We start from the raw sequence: 11,677 nt of genomic DNA, 5'->3' as shown, positions 1-11,677 counted from the left end.
CCGGCGGTCCTCAGCTCACTCGGCCTGGGCTTCGGCCTTCGCCGCGGCGATGGCCGCGTGCACCTCGGACATGTCGAGACCGCGCACCTGCGAGATGAGGTCCTCGAGCGCGGGTGCCGGCAGGGCTCCGGCCTGGGAGAAGACGAGGACGCCGTCGCGGAACGCCATGAGCGTCGGGATCGACGTGATCTGCATGCCGCTCGCGAGCTCCTGGTTCGCCTCCGTGTCGACCTTGGTGAACACGACGTCCTGGTGCTGCTCGCTCGACTGCTCGAAGACGGGACCGAAGGCCTTGCAGGGGCCGCACCACTCGGCCCAGAAGTCGACGAGGACGATGCCCTCGGCCGACACGGTGTCCTCGAAGTTCGAGATGGTCAGTTCCTGCGTGGTCATCGTGCGCCCTTCGGGTCGGTGGTCGGACGCGTCGCATCCGAGTGACGAGCCTACCCGCGGACGACCGCTCGTCCTCCCTCGGGCGCCACCTGGTCAGCGACTCGGTGGGAGCTCCGGGAGGAGCAGCAGGCGGCGTTGCGTCCGTGACATGGCGAGGAGGACACCACCGAGCACGCCGAACAGCACCCCGCCAGCGATGACGGCGATGCCGATGGCCGCACCGAGGAAGGCGTAGCTGTCGTCGGAGCCGTTGACCACGAGCACGACACCGACGAGGAGTCCGAGCACGCCGATCCCGAGGAGCACCCAGCACAGGACGAGATACGTGCGGAACGCACGCGCCCCGTGGAACGTCGGTCGGATGCCGTACTGGGTGCCGACGTACTGGGCCCACCGTGAGCCGGTCCACCACCTCGTCGCCCGCGACGACACGTCGTACCAGCCTGCACCAGGGCCGTCCTGCTCGCCGGGCAAGGGCCGGACCGCGTCGATGACCGTGGGCGCACCCGTGGGTCGCGGGATCCTGCGCACCGCGGTCGTCTTGGCGGCGATGCCGAACCAGAGGATCGACACGAGCAGCAAGGGGACGCCGTTGAACGACAGGTGACTGGACAGGAGTCCCAGGCTGAACGGCGACAGCGAGAGGACGAGGAACACCGAGGCGAACACCCACGCCAGGGTGGGCTGCTCGGTGGTCGCCCAGTCCGTGCCCGGCTTGCCGTCCTTCACCCGCAGCCCCGTCCAGTGCGAGCCGTCCCACCACCGCAGCTGATCGGGCCCGGTCGGATACCAGCCGGGCTGCGGGCCGGCAGCGGTGCCGCTCGGCGAACCCGGCTGCGCGGGCGCCTGGTGCGACGGCGGTGGCCCGGCGGTCGGGCCGGCGGCAGCCACCTGCCCGGTCCACCGCGTTCCGTCCCACCAGCGCAGTTCGCCCGGTGTCCCCGCGTCGTACCATCCCGGTGCAGCAGTCATCGCCGCTCCTTCCCCCGAAGATCCCGCTCATGACGACCATGCAGCGACCCCAGTGTTCCCGGTCGGGACCGACGGGGCAAGCCGCCGTTGTCGTCCGGACCCCTGACGGGTAGGTTGACGGCGACACGATGAAGGGACCACCGTGGCCAAGCGCAAGACGCCCGAGCAGCTCGCCGACGGCCTCCTGATCGAGGATCCGGCAGCTCCGAACTGAGCCTCGAGGCAGGGCTTGCTTCCTCAGAGGTGCAGGTGGGTGCGGACCCAACGGCGTCCGGTGCTGGCGGTGAGGTGTTCGGCGAGCGCATCGGCCACGGCTGGATCGTCGGTGTCGAGGGCGACCGCCAGTTCGCCGATCGCCACGGAGTCGAGGAGGTTCCAATCGCCGACGGACGCCTGGAGTCCGCAGTCCGGGCAGCGTGTGACCTGCTCGTCGCCGTCCCACCAGGCGGCGAGGACGGGTGTTGCAACTTCCGCGCTGAGGCGTGAGCCGCACGACGGGCAGGCCGGGTCGGTCGTGCCGTCGCCGACGCCGTAGGGTTCGCGTGCCGCGAGGATGACGAGCGAGTCCCGCGCGTGCACCGGGAACCGCGATGTCGCCGTCTGTCCGAGCAGGAACGCGATGCGATCCGGGTACAGCCAATCCGTGCCGGTGTCGCTGCGGGAGATCCAGCCGTCCGACGACAGCGACCGCTCCAGCTGCGCCGATGCGGACTCGACCTCGGCCGCGCGTGCATCGAGGTCGACGATCAGCTCGCGGTGGTCTCCCATGCACCGATCCTAGGCGCGTCGCCGTCGAGCGGAACGGAGGTCGCCGGAGCGGGGCGGCTACCATGACGGACATGGCAGGCTCAGCGACCCGACGTCTCGACGGCGTGGACGGTCGTCCGGTCCGGGGCGCCCGGTGAGCACCTACGGGCAGGTGGACTGGGACGAGAGCCCTGAGCATCCGTCGTCGGTCGCCGAACCGTATCTCATGGGCACCGGTGTCGTCACCGACGAGGACACCGGGAGCCGCCCGCTCTCGCCGCCACATCGGCACCCGGACGCCATGCTCGCCTGGTGTTACCGCGGCACGGTGTGGGTGCATCTCCCGAACGCGATGTGGCGTCTGGCCCCGGGCCAAGGCGTGTGGATCCCCGCGCACACACCACACACCGCGCATCATGAACGCGATTCGACGGGCTGCTACACGTACCTGCCGAGCGCCTCGTTGATCCTGCCGGTCGACGAGGTGCGGCAGGTGCTGGTGCCGCGCGCCGTCCAGGAGATGCTCCTCCACCTCGGAATGAACGACATGCCCACCGATCTCCGTGTCCGCGCGCAGGCCGTGCTCATCGAGATGCTGCAGCAGCCCGCGCCCGAAGCGACCGACGGATGGGGTGAGGTCCCGATGCCGTCCGATGAGCGCGTGCGCCCGCTCGTCCGCGCGGTCCTCGGCGACCCGGGTGATCCGCGGAGCGCGTTGGACCTGTTCGAGGCGCATGGACTGCACGAACGGACCGTCCTGCGGATCTTCCAGCACGACATCGGGATGAGCTTCGCGCGGTGGCGCACGAGTGTCCGGATGACGCTCGCAGCACGCCTGATCGTCGATGGCACACCGATCGGCGCAGCGGCGCGACGCTGCGGCTACGCCTCCTCGAGCGCCTTCTCGGCGAGCTTCCGTACCCGCTTCGGGATGACGCCGCGGGAGTACGTGGCGCGGGTCCAGGCGGATCCGGCGCACCAGCGCTACTGGCGCTGATCGGCCGGAGCCGAGCGCAGGCTGGCGGATTCCCGACAGAAGTCGTCGGTTCGCCGACACCGCGCGCCGTCGGCGCGCCCTACGATCGTTCTGTTAGGACATGCTTACCTAACTTCCGGCCGCGCAGCAGCGGCCCTCTCCCCCACCACTCCGAAGGAGCTCCATGTCGCACGTTCTCGCGCGCCCGAACGTCCGCCGCCGATCATCGCTCGTCGCGGTCGTCGTCGCCACCGCCCTCGCCCTCGTCGGGTGTTCCACCGCCGCAGGCAGCACCGGATCGACCACGGCCGCGGGCGACGGCGTCGTCATCGAACACGCACACGGCGAGACGGTCATCCCGGAGAAGCCGAAGCGGATCGTCGCCCTCGGGTGGATGACGCCGGACATCGTCGCGGCCCTCGGCACGAACCCCGTCGGTGTCGAAGCGGTCTGGGGTGCCGGCGAGAGCGGCTACCAGCCCTGGTTCGAGGACTACGTCTCCGACGCGTACGGCGAGCTGCCCGAGATCATCCCCTTCGTCGACGACGGCCCCAACTACGAGGCGATCAAGTCGTTGAAGCCCGACCTGATCCTCAGCCTGTACTCGGGGGTGACCGACATCGAGTACGAGCGGCTCACCGAGATCGCCCCGACCGTCCCGTACATCGAGGGCCCGTGGAACCCCGGCACCTGGGAGGGTATGACCCGCACCGTCGGCAAGGCGATGTCGGAGGACGCCAAGGCCGAGGAACTGATCACCGAGACCGAGACGCTCATCACCTCGCTCGCCGACGCCCACCCGGAGTTCGACGACAAGACCTTCGTCTGGGGCCTGACCCTCAACGAGGGCGGGACCGACCTCGGCGTCTACCTCGAGTACGACCCGCGGGTGCGCATCACCGAGGCACTCGGCTTCACCTCCACGTCCGCGATGGACAGCTTCCTGCAGAGCGCCGAAGGCGACAACTGGTACACCGGGGTGAGCCTCGAGCAGCTCTACGACGTCGACGCCGACCTCTTCGCCGCCTGGGGCGGTAGCGCTGCCGAGGGCACGTACACGGTCGAGAACGCCGTCGTCTCCCGCTGGGCGCCGATCGCCGCAGGCTCATACGTGATCTACGCCGACGCTGCGAAGGCCTCGGCGATCAGCGCCCCGACCGTGCTGTCCCTGCAGTACGTGCTGCCTGGCTACGTCGACGACCTTGCAGCCGCCCTCCAGAGCGAGCCCACCATCGACGGGAAGTGATCCCGACGATGTCACGGCCGCCAGCTGCTCCAGCCACGCTGGACCCGGCCGACGGCTCCGACGTCCCGACGTCCGGTGCGGGGAAGCGCTCGAGCGATTCCCCGCACCGGACCGCGGTGCTCGCGACCGGTCTCCTCGTCGCGACCCTGCTCCTGGCCGCGGCCACCATCACCTCCCTCGCCGTCGGCAATCGCGCGATCGACCCGGTGACCGTCCTCCACGCCCTGTTCTCCTACGACCACGAGAACCCGCTGCACCTGATGGTCGTCGAACTGCGCGTGCCCCGCACCCTCCTCGGGGTACTCGTCGGTGCCGCGCTCGCGGTGTGCGGCGGGCTCATCCAGGCCTTCACCCGCAACCCCCTCGCCGACCCCGGCATCCTCGGGGTGAACGCCGGGGCCTCCTTCGCCGTGACCTTCGCCGTCGGGGTGCTGGGATTGACGACGCCCGGCGCCTACGTGCCGTTCGCGCTCGCCGGTGCATTCGTCCTCACGCTGCTCGTGTACGTCCTGGGATCGGTCGGCTCCTCTGGCGCGACACCCATGAAGCTGACCCTCGCGGGGGTCGCACTCGGTGCGGCCTGCACCGGGTTCACGACGGCGATCGTGCTCCGCGACGAGGGCACCCTCCAGGTCATGCGGTTCTGGAGCGTCGGGTCGATCGGCGGACGCACCCTCGACCAACTCGTGTGGGCCGCACCGCTGATCGTCGTGGGGCTCCTCATCGGCCTCGCCTGCGCCCGGTCGTTGAACGCCCTGACCCTCGGCGACGACCTCGCGCAGGCGCTGGGGGCACGGGTCCGCAGCACACGCGTGTGGGTGGTCGTCGCGGTCACGATCCTGGCCGGTACCGGGGTCGCGGCAGCGGGGCCCATCGCCTTCGTCGGCCTCATGATCCCCCACGTCGTCCGGTGGTTCACCGGGCCGGACCAGCGCTGGGTGCTGAGCACCTCGATGGTGGTCGGCCCGGCCTTCCTCCTGCTCGCGGACGTGCTCGGCAGGATCGTGCTGCCCTCGGGCGAACTCCGGGTCGGGATCGTCACGGCCCTGCTCGGCGCGCCCATCCTGATCATGCTCGTGCGCCGCAAGCGGGTGAGCGGCCTGTGAGCGTCGTCGACCACGGGCGCCGCCAGATCCGCGTGGACACCGCGCATGTCGCGACCCTCGTCCCCGTCCGGTCCGTCGTCGTCTGTCTCGCGCTCGTCGTGGTGATCATCGGTGCCGGCCTCGCCGCGACGACGATCGGCGCATACACGATCGAGTTCGACGCGGTGCTCCGGGCGATCGTCGACCCGGCCTCCCATCCCGACGTGCGCCAGGTCGTGTTCGAGTGGCGGCTCCCCCGGGTGCTGTTCGCGGTGCTCTGTGGTGCGGCCCTCGCCCTCTCGGGAGGCATCTTCCAATCGCTCACCCGCAACCCGCTCGGCTCGCCGGACATCATCGGGTTCGGTGTCGGAGCGCAGTTCGGCGTGACGCTGACGATGCTCGTCCTCGGGCTCAACACCTACCTGTTCAAAGCGGCCGGAGCACTCGTCGGCGGGCTGCTGACGGCCTTGCTCGTCGCGGTGCTCGCGAACCGGCACACGATGTCGTCCTTCCGCCTCATCATCGTCGGCATCGGTGTCTCGGCAGGGCTCGGCTCACTCACGTCCTGGATCCTCATCTCGGTCAGTGTCGAGCAGGCGATGATGGCGGCGACCTGGGGCGCAGGATCGCTCGCCTCGCTCGGCTTCGACCAACTGCTCCCCGCCGCCACCGCGTTCCTCGTCCTCGCGGTGCTCGCGCGCCCGCTCCGCCGCACCCTCCCGGTGCTCGAGATGGGCGACGACGCGGCCACCGCGCTCGGCGTCCGGCCCGGGCGCACCCGCCTCGGCGCCATGGTCATCGGCGTGGCTCTCGTGGCCCTCGTCACGGCCGCGGCCGGCCCCATCTCGTTCATCGCGCTCGCGGCCCCGCAGATCGCCCAACGGCTCACCCGCTCGAACACCCCGATGGGGCTCGCGCCGGTGATGCTGACCGGCGCGGCCCTCGTCGTCGTGTCCGACGTCGTCGCCCAGCTGGTCGCCGTGCCGGTCGGCGTGGTGACCGTCTCGGTCGGCGGCATCTACCTCACCTGCCTGCTGGCGGCGCAGTTCCTGCGCCGCACGTGAAAGGACCACCATGACCACGACGCTCCTCGCCCGCGACCTGAGCCTGGGCTACGGGGACACCCCCGTCGTCTCGGGGCTGTCGCTCGAGATCCCCGACGGCTCGTTCACCATCGTCATCGGGCCGAACGCCTGCGGGAAGTCGACCCTGCTGCGCGGGCTCGCCCGGCTCCTGCGACCCGCCACCGGGGCCGTGCTGCTCGACGGCGACGACATCCGCACCCTGAAGTCCAAGGACATCGCGCGCCGGCTCGGGCTGCTCCCCCAGTCGGCGATCGCCCCTGACGGCATCACCGTCGCCGATCTCGTGGGACGCGGACGGTTCCCGCACCAGAGCGCCATGCGGACCTGGAGCCGAGCCGACGAGCAGGCCGTCGCAGCGGCCATGGCCGCCACCGGGGTCACCGAGTTGTCCCGCCGCCTGGTCGACGAACTGTCCGGCGGGCAACGACAACGGGTCTGGGTCGCGATGGCCCTCGCGCAGCAGACCGGGCACCTCCTCCTCGACGAACCCACGACGTTCCTCGACATCGCACACCAGATCGAGCTGATGGAGCTGTTCACGGATCTCCACCGCGACGGGACGACCCTCGTCGCCGTCCTGCACGACCTGAACCACGCGGCACGCTACGCGACCCATCTCGTGGCCATGCGGGACGGCGCGATCGTCGCCCAGGGCGACCCGCAGGAGATCATCACCGCCGAGCTCGTCGAAGCGGTCTACGACCTGCCGTGCCGGGTCATCACCGATCCCGTCTCCGGCACGCCGTTGGTGCTCCCGCTCGGGCGGCGGGACCGGTGACCGGCTCCCCCGCTCGGCTCGTCGGGATCGCCCTCGTCGCGGACGGGCGCGGGCCTGCACTCGCGGCAGCGACCGTCCTCCTCGTCGTGCACGCCCTGTCGGAGGCGGCGATCCCCGTCATCATCGGTGCGACCGTCGATCAGGCGGTGGTCCCCTCGGATCCCGTCGCCCTCGCGGTCTGGATGAGCGTCCTGGCGGGCACGTTCCTCGTCCTCACCGTCAGCTACCAGTCCGCGTCCCGCCTCATGGTGTCGGTCTACGGTCGCGGCGAGCAGGCACTCCGACACCTCACCCTCTCGCGGATGCTCCGGCCACGACTGTCCCGACGGATCCTGAGCCCGGGTGAGGCCCTGACGGTCGTCACCTCCGACACGTATCGCGTCGCGGGCGTCGCGTGGTCGGTCGCACAGCAGTGCGCCACGATCGCCGCGATCATCGGCGCGGCGCTCGCGATGTCGGTGATCTCCCCGGTCGCGACGATGGTCGTGTTCGCCGCGACCATCGGCATGATGCTCGTGATGCGCGTCGTCTCACGCCCGCTGGAGCTGCGCGGGCTCGCGGAGCAGCGGGCCGCGACGGAGGCGGGCGCGGTCGCCGCCGACTTCATGAGCGGGTTCCGGGTCCTCGTCGGCATCGGCGGGCGAGGCGAGGCCGAGCGACGATACCGGGCCGCCAGCGACGTCTCGAGACAGGCGGCGACCGTGGCCGGGCGGTCGCTCGCCGCCTCCGAGGCGGTGAGTGGCGCCCTGGCGGCGCTGGTGACAGCTGCCCTCGTGGGACTGTCCGCCTGGTTCGCCGCTGCGGGCCGCATCAGCATCGGCGAGTTGGTCACCGTGCTCGGGCTCGCCCAGTTCATCAGCGGCTACCTCGCGCAGGTGGGGTCGTTCCCGTCCAACTGGATCCACAAGCTGGCCTCCGCCAAACGGCTGGCCGCGGTCGTCGACGCCGCGGACCTCCTCGACGAGCCCGTGGCGCCGGCTGGATCGTCCGCCAGCCCCGCGGGGGACGTCGTCCTGTCCTTCCGAGCGGGCGACGCCGAGACCCGGGTGGACGTGCGGGCCGGCGAGCTGCTCGGCGTCCGTCCCACGGACAGCGACGCGGCGCGCGCCCTCTCCCGCCTGCTGGGCATGCGGACCCCCGCGGCCCGCGGCAGCGTCTCGCTCGCCGTCGACGGCGTGCTCGTCGATCAGCAGGACCTCGACCCGGTCGCCTACCGCCGGCGGGTGCTCGCCCCGCCGCACGAGCAGCGGGTCATGAGCGGCACCCTGGCCGACGCGGTGCGTGGACACGGCATGACCGGCGATCCCGACACGGCGTTCGTCGCCATGGCCGCGCTCGACGACGCGGTGGTCCAGCTCGGCGGCTGGTCGTCGCCGGTCGGCGAGGCCGGCCGACGGCTCTCCGGCGGACAGCGCCAACGCGTCGGGATCGCGCGGGCACTGCACGCCGAGGCGGAGGTGCTCGTCCTCGACGAACCGACGTCAGCGGTCGACGTGCTGACCGAGACCCGCATCGCGCGTGCACTCGCGGAGCACGATGGCACCGTCGTGGTCATCACGACCTCCGCCGTCCTCCTCAACGCCTGCGACCGGGTCGTCGGGGTCGGTCGCGGAGAGGACGCCGACCGTGGTTGATGAAGACATGACCTCCGCGACCACCGCCCGGCTGCCGGTCGCCGAGGCGGCCCGGGTCCGCGCCGTCGTCGCCACCCTGCTGCGCCGACACCGTGGGCGGACCGCTGCCGTGGTGGTCCTGTTCCTCGCGGCCTCCGCCCTCGGGGTCGTGCTGCCCACCAGCCTCGGGCGGGTCGTGGACGCCATCACCTCGGAGGCCGGGCCGTCCGTCGTCGCGGGCTGGGTCGCCGGAGCCGCCGTGGGCGCGGTCGCCGCGGTCGTGGTCATGCTCTGGGCCGTGCGCGTCCTCACCGGCCTCGTGCAGGACCTGCTCGCCGAATTGCGCGAGGAGGTGTTCGCCTCGGCCATGCGACTCCCGGTGAGAACCATCGACGACGGCGAGAGTGCCGACCTGCTGTCCCGGGTGACCGGCGACGTGGACGCCGTCGCGGAGGCCGGCGGTGGTGTCGCCCCCACCCTGCTGTCCGCCGGGTTCGCCATCGGCGTGTCGGTGATCGCGCTGGCCGCCCTCGACCCCTGGCTCGCCCTCGCAGGCCTCGCCGCCGCGCCGTGCTACGTCATCGGGACCCGGGCGTTCCTCCGACGCTCCCGGATCGTGTTCCGGGAGGTCCGCACGCGCGAGGCGTCGCGCAGCCAGGCCGTGTTGGACACCGTCCACGGCGCGGAGACGCTGACCGCGTTCGCCGCCGCCGACCACGCGATCGAGCGCGTCGGCGAACGCGCGGCAGCGTCCATCGACGCGCAGATCGAGGGCGTGCGGGTGGCGAACCGGCTCTTCCGGTGGATCAACGGCGGTGAACTCGTCGGGCTGTCGGCGATCCTGGCGACCGGATTCCTGCTGCACGCGCAGGGGGCGGTCACCGTCGGCCTCGTGACCACGGCCGCCCTCCTGTTCCACCGACTGTTCGGCCCGGTCGGCCAGGTGATCTTCGGGCTCGACGACATCCAGCGCGCCACCGTGGGGCTGGCACGCCTCGTCGGGGTCATCGACCTCGCATCGGCGAGCTCGCCGTCGGCCGGCTCACCGACCGACGGCGGCAGCGGCGACGCAGCGGCGATCCGGGTGCGCGACCTCACGTTCCGGTACCCGACCACCGGACGCGGGATCGTCGGGGTCACGCTCGACGTCCCGCGCGGCACGACCACGGCACTCGTCGGCACCTCCGGTTCCGGCAAGAGCACCCTGGCTCGGGTCGTCGCGGGGCACCATGCACCGACGTCGGGGAGTCTGCACGTCGCCGACACCCCGTATTCCCTGTCGCAGGAGCTCCACCACTTCCGCGGCTCGATCGCCGACAACCTCCGGCTCGGGGCGCCGGACGCGAGCCAGGAGGAGATGGTCGCCGCGGTGCACACCGTCGGTGCGGCATGGGCGGTCGCCGGACTGGTGGACGGTCCGACTCGGGACCCGACCGATGCGGTCGACGCACCGGTGCCGCTGGACGAGGGGCGGATCCAGCAACTCGCCCTCGCCAGAGCCCTCCTGGCGGACCCGGCCGTCGTGATCCTGGACGAGGCGACGGCCGACGTCGGGCTGCACCATCGTGCAGCCGTCGAAGCAGCGATGCTGCGGCTCCGGGCCGATCGCACCACCCTCCTCATTGCCCACCGGCTGGAGCAGGCGGCGACCGCCGACCGGATCGCGGTCTTCTCGGACGGCCGGATCATCGCGCACGGCACCCATGACGATCTGCTCGCAGCCCCCGGCGCCTACCGCGACTCGTGGCTCGCCCACCGGCAGCACGTCGCCGAACCCGCCGACACCACCGAATCCACCGAATCCACCGAATCCACCGACCCCACCCCAGAGCCGGAGCACCCATGACCATCCACCGCGGCATCGTCACCGAGACGAGCGTCCTCAGCCCCAACCTGATCCGTGTCACCCTCGGAGGCCCGGGCGTCGCCGACTTCATCAGCACCGGGACGGGAGACGAGTACGTCCGCGTCTTCTTCCCCCATGGCGACGACCTGGCGGACGTCTCGCTGCCCCTCCCCGTCGGCGACTGGTGGGAGTGGCCCGAGGACACCCCGCAGGCACCGATGCGGACCTACACGGTCTCCGGCGTCCGCACGGACCAGAGCGAGATCGACCTCGACTTCGTCGCGCACGACGCGGGCGTCGCCGGCCCGTGGGCGGTGCGGGCTCGGCCAGGGCACGTACTCGGGCTGAACTCGCCGACCGGGCTGTACGACCCTCCGGAGGACACCGAGTGGCAGGTGTTGGTGGCAGACCTCTCCGGCCTGCCTGCCGTCCGCCGGATCGTCGCGCAGACCCCACGCGGACTCCGGACCCGGGTGGTTATCGAGGTGCCGTCCGAGCAGGACCGGATCGCGTTCGAGACGAGCCTCGATGTGCTGGTCACCTGGGTGGTCGGCGGGAACGGGCACGGTCCGAGCGCGCTCGGACGACTCGTCCGGAGCGTCGTCGACGAGCGGCTCGCCCTCGATCAGGGCTACGTCTGGGTGGCGGGTGAGACGGTCGCCCTCCGGGACGCGCGGAAGTACCTGCGCCGGGAGCTCGGACTGCCGGCCACGCGGTTCAAGGTCGTGGGCTACTGGACGCCGATCGCCGCCTGGGACGAGAAGTTCGCCGCCCTCCCCACCGACGTCCAAGCCGAGCTCGACGCGATCTGGACCGCGACCGACGACGCCGAGCCCGAGGACGTCCAGATCCGGTTCGAGGAGCAGCTCGACCGACTCGGACTCTGAACCGCCGCACTCCGTCGAGCGCTCGCAGCGCCGCGTTCGACCGACGCTG

General features: G+C 71.5%; 11 protein-coding genes. 8 read left to right on the top strand and 3 right to left on the bottom strand.

All coding sequences use genetic code 11. The annotated features are described in order from the left end of the window. Positions 1-15: 15 nt before the first annotated feature. The 3 genes from trxA to QRN26_RS00620 all read right to left on the bottom strand — a co-directional run bounded on the left by trxA (position 16) and on the right by QRN26_RS00620 (position 2,133). Positions 16-393 (bottom strand): thioredoxin, encoded by a 378-nt coding sequence (gene trxA / locus QRN26_RS00630; RefSeq protein WP_056006082.1) that lies wholly within the window; start codon positions 391-393, stop codon positions 16-18. A 93-nt stretch (positions 394-486) separates the two neighbouring features. Then, on the bottom strand, positions 487-1,365 hold the full coding sequence (locus QRN26_RS00625) for a DUF2510 domain-containing protein (RefSeq protein WP_285034889.1): 879 nt from the start codon (positions 1,363-1,365) through the stop codon (positions 487-489). A gap of 237 nt (positions 1,366-1,602) precedes the next feature. Next, positions 1,603-2,133, bottom strand: a complete 531-nt coding sequence (locus QRN26_RS00620) for a hypothetical protein (protein WP_285034888.1) — start codon at positions 2,131-2,133, stop codon at positions 1,603-1,605. Positions 2,134-2,266: 133 nt separating this feature from the next. Here QRN26_RS00620 and QRN26_RS00615 point away from each other — a divergent pair, with 133 nt between their 5' ends. From QRN26_RS00615 to QRN26_RS00580, 8 genes are all read left to right on the top strand, one after another. Next, positions 2,267-3,109, top strand: a complete 843-nt coding sequence (locus tag QRN26_RS00615; protein ID WP_285034887.1) for a helix-turn-helix transcriptional regulator — start codon at positions 2,267-2,269, stop codon at positions 3,107-3,109. A 163-nt stretch (positions 3,110-3,272) separates the two neighbouring features. Then, entirely contained in the window at positions 3,273-4,334 is a 1,062-nt protein-coding gene (locus tag QRN26_RS00610; RefSeq protein WP_285034886.1) for an ABC transporter substrate-binding protein, read from the top strand. Between the two features lie 8 nt (positions 4,335-4,342). Beyond that, on the top strand, positions 4,343-5,440 hold the full coding sequence (locus QRN26_RS00605) for a FecCD family ABC transporter permease (protein ID WP_285034885.1): 1,098 nt from the start codon (positions 4,343-4,345) through the stop codon (positions 5,438-5,440). After that, on the top strand, positions 5,437-6,483 hold the full coding sequence (locus tag QRN26_RS00600) for a FecCD family ABC transporter permease (protein WP_285034884.1): 1,047 nt from the start codon (positions 5,437-5,439) through the stop codon (positions 6,481-6,483). The genes QRN26_RS00605 and QRN26_RS00600 overlap by 4 nt, the downstream gene beginning before the upstream one ends. Positions 6,484-6,493: 10 nt before the next feature. Continuing rightward, positions 6,494-7,282, top strand: a complete 789-nt coding sequence (locus tag QRN26_RS00595) for an ABC transporter ATP-binding protein (RefSeq protein WP_285034883.1) — start codon at positions 6,494-6,496, stop codon at positions 7,280-7,282. Then, positions 7,279-8,916 (top strand): ABC transporter transmembrane domain-containing protein, encoded by a 1,638-nt coding sequence (locus QRN26_RS00590; RefSeq protein WP_285034882.1) that lies wholly within the window; start codon positions 7,279-7,281, stop codon positions 8,914-8,916. The genes QRN26_RS00595 and QRN26_RS00590 overlap by 4 nt, the downstream gene beginning before the upstream one ends. Positions 8,917-8,923: 7 nt before the next feature. Continuing rightward, the gene (locus tag QRN26_RS00585; RefSeq protein ID WP_285034881.1) at positions 8,924-10,741 is read left to right on the top strand and encodes an ABC transporter ATP-binding protein; all 1,818 of its coding nucleotides are present in this window, start codon (positions 8,924-8,926) and stop codon (positions 10,739-10,741) included. Then, positions 10,738-11,628, top strand: coding sequence for a siderophore-interacting protein (locus QRN26_RS00580; protein ID WP_285034880.1), 891 nt, complete (start codon positions 10,738-10,740; stop codon positions 11,626-11,628). The genes QRN26_RS00585 and QRN26_RS00580 overlap by 4 nt, the downstream gene beginning before the upstream one ends. Positions 11,629-11,677: the final 49 nt, after the last annotated feature.

The organism is Plantibacter sp. ME-Dv--P-095 (genome assembly GCF_030209365.1).
Taxonomy (GTDB): Bacteria; Actinomycetota; Actinomycetes; order Actinomycetales; family Microbacteriaceae; genus Plantibacter.
Note: the sequence above shows the minus strand (reverse complement) of the source record. Positions and strands in the feature narration are given on the sequence as shown.